This is a genomic window from Nonomuraea solani (assembly GCF_900108335.1).
Lineage (GTDB): Bacteria > Actinomycetota > Actinomycetes > Streptosporangiales > Streptosporangiaceae > Nonomuraea > Nonomuraea solani.
In genome coordinates, this window is record NZ_FNVT01000022.1 from 44441 (window position 1) to 58434 (window position 13994).

Annotated in this window: 9 protein-coding genes; 4 read left to right on the plus strand and 5 right to left on the minus strand. The window is 73.5% G+C overall.

Going from position 1 to position 13994, the window contains the following annotated elements; translation table 11 throughout:
- Nucleotides 1-6 precede the first annotated feature (6 nt).
- Both C4V41_RS48660 and C4V41_RS48665 read right to left on the minus strand, forming a co-directional pair.
- Nucleotides 7-4422, minus strand: a complete 4416-nt coding sequence (locus C4V41_RS48660) for a WD40 repeat domain-containing protein (RefSeq protein ID WP_146104070.1) — start codon at nt 4420-4422, stop codon at nt 7-9.
- A 57-nt stretch (nt 4423-4479) separates the two neighbouring features.
- Nucleotides 4480-5154 carry a TetR/AcrR family transcriptional regulator C-terminal domain-containing protein gene (locus C4V41_RS48665; protein WP_103962877.1) on the minus strand — a complete coding sequence of 225 codons (675 nt, stop codon included), beginning with the start codon at nt 5152-5154 and terminating at the stop codon, nt 4480-4482.
- A 63-nt stretch (nt 5155-5217) separates the two neighbouring features.
- Here C4V41_RS48665 and C4V41_RS48670 point away from each other — a divergent pair, with 63 nt between their 5' ends.
- Nucleotides 5218-5862 (plus strand): DUF998 domain-containing protein, encoded by a 645-nt coding sequence (locus C4V41_RS48670; protein ID WP_103962878.1) that lies wholly within the window; start codon nt 5218-5220, stop codon nt 5860-5862.
- Here the strand turns inward: C4V41_RS48670 and C4V41_RS48675 are convergent.
- Both C4V41_RS48675 and C4V41_RS48680 read right to left on the minus strand, forming a co-directional pair.
- Complete coding sequence (locus tag C4V41_RS48675) at nt 5855-6205, minus strand: winged helix-turn-helix transcriptional regulator (protein ID WP_327537513.1); 351 nt, start codon at nt 6203-6205, stop codon at nt 5855-5857. The two genes, C4V41_RS48670 and C4V41_RS48675, sit on opposite strands and share 8 nt — an antisense overlap.
- Nucleotides 6206-6234: 29 nt before the next feature.
- Nucleotides 6235-7056: an NAD(P)-dependent oxidoreductase gene (locus C4V41_RS48680; protein ID WP_103962879.1), complete on the minus strand. Its 822-nt coding sequence runs from the start codon at nt 7054-7056 to the stop codon at nt 6235-6237.
- A 162-nt stretch (nt 7057-7218) separates the two neighbouring features.
- On the opposite strand from C4V41_RS48680, the gene C4V41_RS48685 reads away from it, so the two are divergent.
- Nucleotides 7219-10065, plus strand: a complete 2847-nt coding sequence (locus C4V41_RS48685; protein ID WP_160150656.1) for an AfsR/SARP family transcriptional regulator — start codon at nt 7219-7221, stop codon at nt 10063-10065.
- 42 nt (nt 10066-10107) lie between these two features.
- On the opposite strand, the gene C4V41_RS48690 is transcribed toward C4V41_RS48685, so the two are convergent.
- Nucleotides 10108-10470, minus strand: coding sequence for a peptidase inhibitor family I36 protein (locus tag C4V41_RS48690; RefSeq protein ID WP_103962881.1), 363 nt, complete (start codon nt 10468-10470; stop codon nt 10108-10110).
- A gap of 146 nt (nt 10471-10616) precedes the next feature.
- Between C4V41_RS48690 and C4V41_RS48695 the strand changes: the two genes are divergently transcribed.
- Nucleotides 10617-10820, plus strand: coding sequence for a hypothetical protein (locus tag C4V41_RS48695; protein ID WP_235030858.1), 204 nt, complete (start codon nt 10617-10619; stop codon nt 10818-10820).
- A 29-nt stretch (nt 10821-10849) separates the two neighbouring features.
- Entirely contained in the window at nt 10850-13984 is a 3135-nt protein-coding gene (locus tag C4V41_RS48700; RefSeq protein WP_103962883.1) for a BTAD domain-containing putative transcriptional regulator, read from the plus strand.
- The last annotated feature ends 10 nt before the right edge of the window (nt 13985-13994 follow it).

Genomic DNA, 13994 nt, shown 5'->3' on the forward strand with positions numbered 1-13994 from the left:
CCCTTCTCAGGGACCGGCGTCCGAGGGGCAGGTCTCCTTGTACGGCTCGTCCGGCAGGAACCGCCCCCATTCGCGCCGGTCCAGGGGCCGGCTGGCGAGCGCGCACGTGACGGAGAACAGATCCGGCCGCAGGCCGACGTCCCACAGCCGGGCCGTTCGGTCCTCGCCTCCGGCGGTCGCCAGGGTCCGGCCGTCCGGACTGAACGTCACCGCGCCCGCCCTGCCCTCATGCCCCATCAGTGGCACACCGATCTGCAGGCCGGTGGCGACGTCCCACAGCCTGGCGGTCCTGTCGTCGCTGCCGGTGCTGGCGAGGGTCCGGCCGTCGGGGCTGAACGCCACGGCGCGCACCGGCCCCTGATGCCCGGCCAGCGGCGCGCCGATCTGGGTGCCACCGGCGACATTCCACAGCCGGACGGTCCTCTCGTCGCCACCGGCGCTGGCCAGGATCCGGCCGTCCGGACTGAACGCCATCGCGTTGACGAAGCGGGGATGCCCGGTGAGCGACGGCAGGATCTCCATGCGGGTATCGAGGTCCCACAGATGGATGCCCTTGTCCGAGCCGTCGGCGACGGCCAGGACGCGGCCGTCGGGGCTGAACGCCATCGAGGTGAAGTAGGCATTTCGCGGCATCGGCAGCTCGCCCAGCGAGGCGGCGGTCACGGCGTCCCACAACCGCACGGGCGTCCGCAGGGTCGCGTCGGACGTGGCCAGGATCCCGGCCCTGGGGCTGTAGGCGGTCAGCACGGCCAGGCCGTCCTTCCAGGTGATCGAAGGGCCGGCCGGCTCGCGGGAGGCGACGTCCCAGCGGCGCGCCACGCCGTCGCCCACGGCGATCAAGGTACGGCCGTCGGCGCCGAACGACACCAGGCGGACGTAGCCGTCCAGACCGTCCAGGTCCAAGGGGGCGCCGAGCTGCTCGCGGGTGGCCACGTCCCACAACCGCACGATTCCGGCGTCGGTGGTGGCCAGGGTTCTGCCGTCGGGGCTGTAGGCCAGTTTGTACACGCCCTCCGCGTGCCCGGCGAGTGGCGCGCCCGCCTGCCGGTGGATGGCGATGTCCCACAGGCTGACGGTCTTGTCGTACGCGTCCGCCGTGGCCACCGTCCTGCCGTCAGGACCGAACGCCACGTCGTACACCGCCTTCTTGCCCCACCGAAGCGGCGGGCCGATCGGCGCACCGGTGGCGGCATTCCACAGCCGCACGGTGCCGTCGTGGGAATGGACCGTGGCCAGCGTTCCGGGGCCGGTGAAGGCGAGGGCCACGATGGTGTCGTCGGCCGATGTGATGGGACGGCCGATGGGCTCGCGGGAGGTGACGCGCCAGAGCCGTGCCTTCGTGCCCGCCGCGGTGGCCAGCGTGTCGCCGCCGGGGGCGAAGGCCAGTGCGGTCACGTGCCGGTCGCGGGTGACGGGGGCTCCCGTCCGCTTGCCGGTGGCCGTGTTCCAGAGGTGTACGCCGGTGCGGTCGGCGGTGGCCATGGTGTCGCCGGTGGGGCTGAAGGCCATCGAGCGTGGCGGGCCACCGCTGCCGGACAGCCAGCCGACCGGCTTGCGCGTGCCGAGGTCCCACAGCTTGCCCCCCTCGTCGTGGGTGACGGCCAGCAGTCCCGCGTTACGGTCGAAGCTCAGCCTGGGTACGCCCTCATGCCCGGTGAGCGGTGCCCCGGCCTGGCGTTGCGCGGTCAGGTTCCACAGGCGTACGTCCACGGTGTCGGCGGAGGCCAGGAGGTCGCCGCGGGGCGCGAAGGTGATGTCGTACACGCTATGGCCGTGACCCGTGAGCGGACTGCCGATCTGCCGGTGCGAGGCGACGTCCCACAGCCGTACGGTGCCGTCGAACTCGCCGGTCGCCACGGTTCGGCCGTCCGGGCTGAGCGCCACCGAGGTCACGGCGGGTGATGTTCCCGGCAGCATGCCGCGTACGGGTGACACCGACGCGTTCACCAGCGCGTGGCGGGCTTCGGCGGTCGGCCAGGTGCGCCATGCGGTGGTGGCCAGCCGGGCGGCCAGGAAGGCGTCGGTGGTGGCGAAGCCGACGCTCTGGGCGGCCAGTTGCCGGGACAGGGCCTTGCTGAGGTTGGTCTCGGCCACCTGTTCCTGGCTCTCGGCCGTACGCGCCGCCGCCACCGCGACCAGGGCGGCGGCACTGGCGACGACGGCCAGCGCGATCAGGCCCGCCAGCGCCGTCCGGTTACGCCGCCTACGCCGCGCGGCAGCCGCCTCCCCCGCATCCAGAAACTCCCACACCGTCCGCCCGCACTCCAGCGATCCCTCCAGAACGCCGGACTCCGGCAACCCTTCACAGGCCCCGGACTCCGGCGACCCCTCACGAACGCCAGGCTCCGGGAGGCCCTCGGGAACGCTGGGCTCCGGCAGGTCGTTGGTGTCATCGCGGCGGGTGGTGCGGAGTTGCTGGGCTGCCGTCAGGCGGGCGCCTCGGTACAGGAATGACGGGTCGCGGGCGTTCGTGGCCCACTCTTCGGCGTCGTCCAGGAGTTGCCCGTACAAAGCCTGGCCGGCCAGGTCCTCCTGGAGCCAGCCGCGTAGCCGGGGCCACGCCTGGAGCAGGCAGTCGTGGGCGAGTTCGGCGCCCGCGTCCGTGACCACCATCAGTCGCTGGGCCGCGAACGCGTCCACGACGGCGCGGACGTCGGCGTCGGCGAGTTCCGTCCGGGGCAGGCGGCGGCGGGCGAGCCGTCCGTCACGGGCCACCACCGTCATACGCCGGCACAGCGAGGGGGCGATCTCCCGTTGCCGGGCGGGCAGGGCGTCGTGGACGGCGTCGGCGCAGTTCTGGACCGCGCGCTCCACCCCGCCGCCCCTGCCGTACCCGGCGATGGTCAGCCGGTCGCCGTCGCGGTTGTCCCAGGTGGCCAGCATCGCCTGGGAGAGCAGGGGGAGGGCGCCGACGCCGTACCCGCCACTCAGGTGTGCTGGGCCGCGGCGGGTGTCCAGTTCGCGCAGGACGAGCTCCGGCAGGCCGGACTCCACCTCCAGCCCCGCGGCGGCGGCCGGGCCGGTGATCACGCGCAGCAGTTCGGGCTCGGTCATCGGGCCCAGGACGTACTGTCCGCCGGTCATCGCCTCGGCCAGCACCGGGTAGGCCGCGCACCGGTCCAGGAAGTCACCCCGGACCCCGATGACCACCGCGGCGGCCGGGCCCGTCGCGGCCAGGGCCCGGACGAACGCCTCGGCCTGCCCGGCCAGGGTGAACAACTCCTCGAACTGGTCCACCACGATCACCATTCGCCCGTCGCGCGGGCCGTCGCCTGCCAGCGTCGCCTGCCGTACCAGCAGGTGGGCCTGGTCGGGCTCGGCGGCCAGGGAGTGCCGGGCGGCCACCGGGTCGGCCCCGCTCCGCGCGGCGAGCTGGGTGGCCAGCTCGCCGAGCGGGTCCCGGGTCGGGGTGAGGACCAGGCACGGCCACCGGGCCGCGCCGGGCACCGGCAGCAGGCCCCGGGCGAGTGCGGGCAGCAGGCCCGCCCGCAGCAGCGAGGACTTGCCCACCCCGGAGGGGCCGGTGACCACCACCGGCCCCTCGCACAGTCGTGCCGCCAGGGTGCCGACCAGGTCCGCGGTGGCGCGTTCCCGGCCGTAGAACACCTGGCTGTGGTCGGCCTCGAAGGCCAGCAGCCCCCGGTACGGGCTCCCCCGCTCCCACCGCGCCCGGCCGTCGTTCGGTTCCGGGCGGGCCTGTCGCAGGGCGGCGAGTTCTTCGCGGATCAGCATGAGGTGCGCGGACTGGAGCCGCATCCGTTCCCGGTCGTGCCGGTGCTCGGCGTCCTGCCGGTGCAGGCTCTCCTGGATCTCCGCCGCGGCCCGCTCGACGCTGGTCAGCAGGAAGCCGAAGCCGGAGAATTGGCCGGTCAGGGCCGTGAATCCGGCCGCCAGCCGCTCCTGCAGCGTACGGTTTCCGCACTCGATCGCCACGCGCAGGGCGACCTCGGCCGCGTCCACGCTCTTCAGCACGGCGGCGATCTCCGCCCGCAGCGCCTCAGACCGCCGGCCGTCTTCGGCGAGCATGCGCTCGATCCGCCCGGCGACCTCCGCCTCAAGCGCCCCGGCGTTGCTCTGGTCGGCACATCCCAGCGTCCCGTCGCCATCCTGGCCGGCCTGTTCCGGTGTCTCGGCGTCGCTCTGGGCGGCGCGGCGTAGGGCCTCGATGGCCTGGCCGATGACGTCGCTGAGGACGTTGGTGCCGACGCCGGCCAGCACCTGGATCCCGGCCAGCGCCACCCCGCCCGGTGCGGCCAGGGCCAGCGGGATCAGCGCCCCGGCCGAGAGCACGGCCAGGAGAGCGGGCGGCGTCAGCCGGGCAGCCCCCTGCGCCACCTGCCGCGCCACCGCCGCCGCGACCCCCGCCCGAGCCCGTTCCCGGGCGATTCCGGCCTGATCGCCACCCGTTCCCGCATCCGCCACACCATCACCACGCCGCCGCCTCGACACTCTCCGTTATCGAGCTATCACACAACGGCGTCATCGGCCATCGGATCGTTCACCCTCCGACTGGAGCGCGGCGGCCGTGCCGTCGATCAGGACGCGCAGGCCGTGCTCGAAGGCCTCCTCCCCCAGCGCGCTCGCGCCCTCCCGGAACGCCCGCATCAGAGTGGCGTCCATCCCGCGCTCCAGCAGGGCCGCCACCGCCGCGAGCCGGTCCGACGGCTCGCCCGCGACCTCCGGCCGCTCGGCCTGCTCCCGCAGGACGAAGCCGTTGATGTAGCTGGTGCAGCTCCCGATCGTGCGCAGCGCCAGCACAGGAGTGAAACCGCAACCGACCAGCGCGGTGAGCTCCTCGTCGAACAGCCTGATCGTCGCCGGGCCAAGGTTCGCCGCGTTGGCGACCACGCGGGCGCCGTCGCGGTGCGCGAGCAGCGAGGCCCGGTACGCGCGCGCCCGGCGGGCGAGCCACTCCTGCCAGCTCTCGCCCGACCGGGGCGGCCCCATCCCGGCGGCCAGGATGATCGCGTCGGCCATGCCGTCGAGCAGTTCCTGCTTGGTGCGGATGTGCCAGTAGAGCGCCGGGTTGCGCACGCCCAGCTCGGTGGCCAGCCTGCGCACGGTCAGCCCGTCGAGCCCGACGTCGTCGAGCAGGCGAAGCGCCGTTTCGATCAGGGTGTGCCTGGTGAGTGCCGGGCGCCTGGTCTCGCTCATGGATTGACACCTTAGCAGCGCTAAGGGAACATGATGGCCTTAGCACTGCTAAGGAGGGGGACCATGCAACCGACCAGGGCCTTACTGGCATGCGGCGCCGCCGCCGGCCCGCTCTTCATCGCCACCGTGCTGATCCAGGACTACACACGCCCCGGCTTCGACCCCCGGCGGCAGCCGCTCAGCCTGCTGAGCCTCGGCGACCTGGGCTGGATCCAGATCGCCGATTTCGTGGTCACCGGGCTGCTCTACGTCGCGGGCGCCGTGGGGATGCGGCGCGCGCTGCACCCCGGCCGGGGCGGCACGTGGGGGCCGCTGCTGATCGGCACGTTCGGAGCCGGGCTGATCATCGCGGGGATCTTCCGTACCGCGCCAGGGTGGGGTTATCCGCAGGGGGCGCCGGCCGGGGTGCCCGGCTCCACGGACGTGAGCCACGTCCTGCACGGGGCGGGTTTCTTCGTGGTGCTCGTGTCGCTGGTCGCGGCCTGCTTCGTGTTCGCCCGGCGGTTCGCCGCGCAGGGCGAGCGGCGGTGGGCGCTCGCGTGCGCGGCCACCGGGGTGGCACTGCCGACGATCTACGTGCTGTCCGGCGTCCTGTCGGAGCGCGGCGACGACGCGCAGCCCCTGAGCCTCCTGCTACGCCTCCTGGCCGTGGTGGGCTGGGGCTGGGCCTCACTCCTGGCGGTACGGCTGCGCCGCGAGGTCAGCTGACCTCCTCGCCGTGGGTGGGGACGAGGTCGAGCGCGCGCATCCGGCGCTCACCCCACTCGCCCAGCGCGCCGAGTGCCGCGTAGAGGGCGACGCCGTCGGCGGTCAGCTCGTATTCGACCCGGGGCGGCGTCTCGTCGAACACGGTCCGCCGGACGATCCCGTCCGCCTCCAGCTCGCGCAACTGCTGGGCGAGCACCTTCTCGCTGACACCGGGAAGGCTGCGGCGCAACTCGCCGAAGCGGTGGAGCCGCTCGTCCAGCGCCCAGAGGATCAGCGCTTTCCACTTGCCCCCGACGACGTCCATCACGGCGTCGAGGGCACAGATGTAGGGCGGGTTGCGCATCTGCCCCATGGTAGCCGGGGCGTCGCGGGTCAGCGGATGGCGCTCCGCATCCGCCACAGCGAGGCGCGCAGGTGCCCGCCCAGCTCCGTGGGCGCACCGGCCTCCCCCGAGGCGGCCAGGATGTTCTCCAGGCCGGTCGCCTGCATCGCGGGGTTGAACTCGTCCGGTACGGCTTCGTGCACGCCGACGTCGGGGACCATGAACGGCAACATCTGCTCCATCCACGGCTGGAGCACCTCGCGCTTGAACGCCTCCACGTCACCGCCTTCCGCCTGGACCAGGGTCAAGGCGTGGTCGGCCCCGGCGCTCATGCCGTACATACCGCTCAGGGCGGCCATGTCGTACAGCGCCGCGAACCCCGGATCCTCCCCCACCCAATGAGGACGGCCAAGGGGAGCGAGCACGGGGGCGGCCCGGTCGAACAGGTCACGCGCGCCGCTGTACAGGATGAAGGCCCCCTCGGTCCCGATGGTCGGCGGCACGGCCATGATCCCGCCGGCCAGGAGGCGCGCCCCGTGCTCGTCCAGCCAGGTGGTGAGCTCGCGCGCCTGCCGTACGGAACCGCTGGTCAGGTTGACGAGCGTGGCGCCGGCCAGCTTCGGCGCGGCCGGCGCGAGCGTCTCGCGGACGCTCGCGTCATCCAGCAGGCACACGACCGTGAGGCCGCCCGCCCCGATCGCCTCCGCCACGCTCGACGCCTCCCGCGCACCGCGCGCGACGAGGTCGCCCGCCTTCCCGGGCGTGCGGTTCCAGACCATCACCTCGCGACCGGCTTCGAGGAGCGCGCTCGCGAGCGCGCGTCCCATGGCTCCCAGACCGAGGACGCTGATTCGTTCATGTCGGATGTTCATGCGCATCACTGTCCACTCGGGCCGGTACGCGTCACAAGAACGCACTTTGAAGTGCGTGATTACCTCCCGGTTAGTGACAGGCTGGAGACGGTATCGAACGACTGGCCGATCCGCGGACGGGCGGCAGCCCCTCCGCCGGTGATACGGAGGCGATGCGCACCCATGAAGGATGGCCGGGATCTGCGCTTCAGTGTCCTGGGACCGCTGCGAGCGACCCACGCCGACGAGCCCATCGCGATCTCCGCTGGCAAACAGCGGGTGGTGCTGGCCACTCTTCTCCTCAACGCGGGACAGGAGATCTCCTACGACGAGCTGTCGCATCGCGTCTGGTACGCCGACGCCCCCGTCAACGCGCGGAGCGCGCTGTACACGTACGTGACGCGGCTGCGCCGGGTCCTGGGCGACTCCGACGAGCCCACGCTGATCCGCACGCACGCGCAGGGCTACGTCATCGACGTCGAGCAAGACCGGCTGGACCTGGCACGGTTCCGCCGGCTCGTGCGGCACGCCGGGCAGGCCGCCGGGGAAGGCGACCTCGCCGGTGAGGCGGAGCTGCTCGGCCAGGCGCTGGAGCTGTGGCGGGAGCCCGTGCTGGCCAACGTGCCCTCCGAGGTCGTGCACCGGGACGACGTGCCGCGGCTGGCCGAGGAGCGGGTGCGTACGCTGGAGCGCTGGTTCGAGGTCAGCCTGCGGCTCGGCCGCCACGATCACGTCGTCGGGGACCTGCTGGTCGCGGCGGGCGCGTACCCGCTGCGCGAAGGGTTACAGGCCCAGCTGATGCTGGCCCTGTACCGGTCCGGCCGCCAGGCGGAGGCGCTCAAGGCGTACCACGGCACCGCGATGCTGCTGCGCCGGGAGCTGGGCGTGGACCCCGGCAAGGAGCTACGGACGCTCCAGCACGCGATCCTGCACGACGACCCCGAGCTCGCCGCCTCCCCACCGGCCGAGACTCGCCTCACCACAGGCCCGCAGCCACCTCCCGTCCCCGGCGAGCTGCCCGCCGACGTGGCCGGTTTCGTCGGGCGGGCCACGGAGGTCGAGCGGCTCACCGAGCTCACGACGCGCGGAAAGCGGCGGATGGCGGCCATCACGGGAGCCGGCGGCATCGGGAAGTCGGCGCTGGCCCTGCACGTCGCCCACCGCGTCGCGGCCGACTTCCCCGACGGGCAGCTCTACGTGGACCTGCTCGGGTCCACCCTCGGCGTCGAGCCGCTGCCGCCCCGCGAGGTGCTGGCCAGGTTCCTGCGCTCTCTCGGCGTCACCGACTCGGCCATCCCGTCCAGCGTGGAGGAGGCCGCCGGGCGGTTCCGTTCCCTGTGCGGCGGCAAGCGGGTGCTCATCGTGCTGGACAACGCGCACAGCGCGGCGCAGGTACGGCCGCTGCTGCCGGGCAGCGCCACCTGCGCGGTCCTGCTGACGTCGCGCCGGACGCTCGGCTCGCTCACGGAGTTCGGCCATCACGAGCTGGGCGCGCTCCCGGAGGAGGAGGCGACCGCGCTGCTGACCGGCCTGGTCGGCGCGGACCGGGTGGGCGCGGAACGGGCCGCGTGCGCGGAGATCGTCCGTGTGTGCGCCGGTATGCCGCTGGCGCTGCAGATCGTCGCGGCCCGGCTGCACACGCGCGCCTCCTGGCCGATCCAGGTGATCGCCGACCGGCTCGGCGGCGAACAGCGCCGCCTGACCGAGCTGCGGGCCGACGACCGGGCGGTCCGCACCAGCCTGCAGGTCAGCTACGAGGACCTGCGGGCCGGCGCGAGCGCCCGGATGTTCCGGCTGCTCGGGCTGCTGGAGAGCCCCGACACCAGCGTGCCGGTGGCGGCGGCGCTGGCCGGCCTGCCCGAGCCGGAGGCCGAGCGGATCCTGGATCGGCTGGCGGACGAGCGCCTGCTCCAGACGGCCACGCCGGGACGCTACCGGCTGCACGACCTGGTACGCCTGTTCGCCCGCGAACGGGTCACGGACGAGGAGCCGGAGGACGCCAGGACGCGGGCCGTCCAGCGTGCGCTGCACTGCCAGCTGGCCACCGCGCGCACCGCGCTGCGGCTGATCCATCCGCATCTCCAATGGCCGGCCGCCCTCTCACCGCGGGAGCTCGTGCACCCGGGAATCGCGCTGAACGACCGGCGGGACGCGCGCGAATGGATCAGGGCGGAGAACGGGAACTTCGTCGCGACCGTCCGCCAGGCCATGGACGCCCCCGGCGACGGCCCGTCCCTCGCGGTCGCGCTCGGCACCGCCATGGCGACGTTCATGGACTACCTCGGCCTGTGGCAGGCACAGCGGGAGCTGGCGGGCCTGGCGGTGACCGCCGCCGACCGTACCGGCGACCTGCTGAACCGTGCCACCGCCCACAGCAAGCTCGGCTGGTCCATGATCCAGCTCGGCGAGTCGCTGGACTCGATTCCGCACCTCCAGACCGCGCTGGCCGCGCTCAGGGAGCTGGGCAACGACCGGGGTGAGGCGGCTCAGCTCACCAACCTGGCCACCGCGTTCCGCCATCTGCGGCGCATGGAGGAGGCCATCGACCATTACCGGCAGGCCCTGGCCATCTATGACCGGCTCGGCATCGGCCTGGCCCAGGGGGTCTGCCTGACCAACCTCGGCCTGGTCTACCAGCGGATCGACCGGCCTCGGGACGCCATCGAGACCCACGAGCGGGCGGTCGCCATCCTGGAGAGCCTGGAGGAGGACGAGACGCTGGTCTCGGCGATGGGCAACCTGGCGGAGGCGTACCGGCTGGGGGGCGACACGCGGCAGGCCATCGCGTGTTTCCGGCGGGTCCTGGCCATCGACCATCAGGTCGGCAGCGGGAGCTATCCGGAAGCGGAGCACCTGTGGGGGCTCGGGCGCGCCCTCTACGACGCCGGGGAGCACGAGGCCGCCCGGGAGCACTGGCGCAGGTCGGCCGCCGTCCTGTACGACCTCGGCCACCTCACCGCGCAGGAAAGGCTGGCCATCGAGTCGAGCGCGAACCCGCCGACGCCGGCGGTGATCGACGAGCAGTTGTAGCAGGGGCGCGGCCGGGTGAGGGAGACCCGGCCGCCAGGGGGATCAGCAGTAGCGGGCGGGCGCGATGCGGTCCATCACGCCGCCGAACCTGCCGTGGTAGTTGGGGCTGTAGTCGCCCCCGGACGCCAGGCGCTTGGCGTGCCAGTTCCACTCACTGTCGGCGGTGTCGACGAAGCAGGCTCCGCTCGTGGCCACGAACGAGCCGACGTTGTCGGCGTGCGTACCGCCGATGAACCTGTTGCCGTCGGCCTCCCACCAGGTGTGGACGGCCCCGGTGTAGTTGGGTCCTGTCCACAGGCACACATGGGCGTGGCACGCCGGGACGGCCGCCTGGGCGGGCGCGGCCGGCAGCGCCAGAGCGCCGGCCGCGAGGAGCGGCGCGACCAGCGCACTGAGGGTTTTCATGGGGGGACTCCTTTCGCTGACTGCTTGGGACTCCCGCACGTTATACGCATGGTCAACGATCAGACACGGAAAGTTATGGAGATCTCACTTCGCGGTGGGGCCCGTTTGCCGCCTCGCGCGGCGCGATCAGGCGGCAGACTGGGGTCGTGATGGGATGGCTGTCTTTGGTCGGCGGGGTGCTGCTCGTCGCCGTGGGTGCGCTGTGGACCCTGCAGGGGATCGGTGTCGTCGGTGGAAGCGTGATGAGCGGCGTGACGCTGTGGGCGGTGATCGGGCCGATCGTCGCGCTGGCCGGGCTCTGGCTGCTGTTCGTCGGGGTACGCCGGGTGCGCGGGCGGCCGCGCGGATGAGATAGCCGGAGATCTGGAAAGCTACTCCCGTGCGGATTGTCATGCTGGGCCCGGTTCAGTGCCTCTCCGATGACGGGACCCCGATCGACCTCCCGGGCGCCCGGCTGCGCATGCTGCTGGCGCGGCTCGCGCTGGAGGTGGGCCGTCCCGTGTCGCCCGAGTCGCTGATCGACGACCTGTGGGGCGAGGAGGCGCCGGCCGGGGCCACGGCCGCGCTGCAGGGCCTGGTCTCCCGGCTGCGCAAGGCGCTGCTCGGAACGGCGACGCTGGAGTTCGGCGCGGGCGGCTACCGGCTGCCCCTGGCCGCCGATGACCTCGACGCGCACCGGTTCGAGGAGCTGGCCGCGCGCGGCGGGCGCGAGCTGGCGGCCGGCCGGCTGGAGGACGCCGCGTCCCTGGCGGGCGCGGCGCTGGAGTTGTGGCGCGGCCCGGCGCTGGCCGACGTGCTGGAGGCGCCGTTCGCCCGCAACCTCGCCACCCGGCTGGACGACCTGCGGGTGGCCGCCGCCGAAGACCGCTTCGAGGCGAAGGTACGCCTGGGGCTACAGGCCGAGGTGCTGGCCGACCTCCGGACCGCCGCCACCGCGCACCCGCTGCGCGAACGGATGGCCGAGCTGCTGATCCGCGCGCTGGCGGCGGCGGGACGCCAGTCGGACGCCCTGGCCGTCTACGAGGAGATCCGCGGCAGGCTGAGCGAAGAGCTGGGCGTCGACCCCTCCGCGGAACTGCGCGAGGCCCATCTCGCCCTGCTCCGTGGCGAGCTGGACCGCCCCGTGCCGCCGCGGCAGGCGGCGTCGAGCCGGCTTCCGGCGCAACTGACCAGCTTCGTCGGCAGGGAGGGCGAGCTGGCGCAGCTCGCGGCACTGATGACCGGCTCGCGGCTGGTCACCGTCGTCGGCCCTGGCGGCGCCGGGAAGACCAGGCTGTCGCTGGAGGCGGCGGCCAGAGACCGGGCCTGCGAGCGCGGCCGGGTGTGGTTCGCGCCGCTGGCCGGTGTGCGCGAGCCCGATCAGTTGCTCGACGCGGTGCTGGGCGCTGTCGGCGGCCTGTCCGGCAGCGGGCAGCCGCAGCCGGCCGACCCGGTCGACCGGCTGGCCGAACGGCTCGACGGCGGCGACGCCGTCCTGGTGCTCGACAACTGCGAGCACCTGGTCGAAGCGGTCGCCGAGCTGGCCCACCAGGCGCTCACCCGGCTGCCGCAGTTGCGGATCCTGGCCACCAGCAGGGAGCCGCTGGCGATCACCGGGGAGGCGCTGTGCCATCTCGGCCCGCTCGACCTGCCCGCCGAAGACCCGGACCCGTCGGAGGCGGCCGGGGCGGCCGCGGTCCGGCTGTTCGCCGACCGGGCGGCCGGGGTCAAACCGGGCTTCGCGGTGGACGAGTCCACGGTCGAGGCCGTGGTGGAGATCTGCCGGCGGCTGGACGGGATGCCGCTGGCGCTGGAGCTGGCCGCGGCGAAGCTGCGCTCGATGAGCGTGGAGCAGATCGCGCGCCGGCTCGACGACCGGTTCCGGCTGCTCACCTCGGGCAGCAGGACCGCGCTGCCGCGCCAGCGCACGCTGCTGGCTCTGGTCGAATGGAGCTGGGACCTGCTGGACGAGGCCGAACGGGTCCTGGCCCGCAGGGTGTCGGCCTTCCCCGGCGGGGCGAGCCTGGCCGCGCTGGAGGCGGTCTGCTCGGACGAGTCGCTGCCGGCCCACGACGTCCTCGACGTGATCGGCTCGCTGGTCGAGAAGTCCATCGTCCAGCGGGCGGGCGACCGGTATCGGATGCTGGAGACGATCCGCGCGTACGCGGCCGGGCGGCTCGACGCCTCGGGCGACGACGTCTTCCCGCGGCTCGCGGACTATTTCCTGACGCTGGCCGAGGAGCACGAGCCGCTGCTGCGTACCAGAGAGCAGTTGCGGGCGATCGCGGTGTTCGACGCCGAGCACGACAACCTGGTCTTCGGGCTACGGACCGCGCTGAACGCCGGCGACGCGCCGACGGCGACCAGGTTCGTCAGGGCGCTGTTCTGGTATTGGGGGCTCAAGGGGATGACCTCCCAGTACGCGACGTCGGTGACCGAGGTGCTCAAGTTCGGCGACGCGCTGCCCGGCCAGGTACGCGCCGCGTTCAGCCTGGTGCAGTCCGCGGCCGGCCCCCTGCAGTCCCATGGGCCGCTCAAGGACGCGGACTCGGCGGAGACCATGGGGTTCCATCCCGCGCTGCCGATGTTGCGGATGGCGCAACTGACGTCCGCCGCCGACCTCATGGAGGGGCAACTGCAGCAGGCCCTGACCTCGCCCGACCCCTGGGTACGCGCCAGCGCGATCTGGACCCAGGACCACGTCCGCGTCGAGAGTGGCGACCTGCTGACGGGCGTCCAGGCGCGGCAGGAGGCGCTGCGCGGCTTCGAGGAGGTCGGCGACCGCTGGGGGCTGCTGATGAGCCTGCTGCGGATCAGCCGCGACCATTCCCTGCGGGCCGAGCACGGGCCGTCCATCGCCACCGCCGAGCGGGCGGTCGCGATCGGCTTCGAGCTCGGCACCGAGATGCACCTCTACTGGGCCAGGTCCCGGCTGGCGCGGGAGCGGGTCAACGCCGGTGACCTGGAGGGCGCCCTGCGCGACGTCCACGCCGCCGTGCGGCAGGCCAAGGAGCTGGGCCATCGGCGTACCGAGGCCAACATGTACTCCTCGCTGTCGGTCGCGCACCGCGTCGCCGGGGAGCTGGAGCGGGCCGAGGAGGCGCTGGACCGGATGGAGGTCCTCGCGCGGCGGCTGCCGTCCACCGAGGGGCTGCCCAGCCACGCGGCGGCGGGCTTCCGGATGGCGATCCGGCTCGCCGAGGGGGCGGCCGGTCCGGCGCGGGCGCTGCTGCCCGCCGTCGTCCCTCCCCTGTTCGCCCAGGGCCACGCGAACGGGCTGGCGTGGGGAGCCGAGCTGCTGGCCGGGCTGTACGCGCTGGAGGACGACCCGGCCGGTGCCGCGTTCGCGCTGGGCAGGAGCGAGGTGCTGCGGGGCGCGTTCGACGAGGGTGACCCGGACCTGCGCGTGCTGGTGGCCGCCCTCACCGAGCGGCTCGGCGCGGACGGCTACCGGGAGTCCTACCGCCGTGGACTGGAGTCGCCACGGCAGGAGGCACTCGACTGGCTGGCCGATCAGGCGGCGTTCCCACGGTAGGCGCGCGGGG

Excerpts from the sequence above, each read along its gene's own strand:
- C4V41_RS48665 (WP_103962877.1), bottom strand. The coding sequence starts at position 5,154 with ATGAGCGAGACCAGGCGCCCGGCACTCACCAGGCACACCCTGATCGAA.
- C4V41_RS48670 (WP_103962878.1), top strand. The coding sequence starts at position 5,218 with ATGCAACCGACCAGGGCCTTACTGGCATGCGGCGCCGCCGCCGGCCCG.
- C4V41_RS48675 (WP_327537513.1), bottom strand. The coding sequence starts at position 6,205 with ATGCGCAACCCGCCCTACATCTGTGCCCTCGACGCCGTGATGGACGTC.
- C4V41_RS48680 (WP_103962879.1), bottom strand. The coding sequence starts at position 7,056 with ATGAACATCCGACATGAACGAATCAGCGTCCTCGGTCTGGGAGCCATG.
- C4V41_RS48685 (WP_160150656.1), top strand. The coding sequence starts at position 7,219 with ATGAAGGATGGCCGGGATCTGCGCTTCAGTGTCCTGGGACCGCTGCGA.
- C4V41_RS48690 (WP_103962881.1), bottom strand. The coding sequence starts at position 10,470 with ATGAAAACCCTCAGTGCGCTGGTCGCGCCGCTCCTCGCGGCCGGCGCT.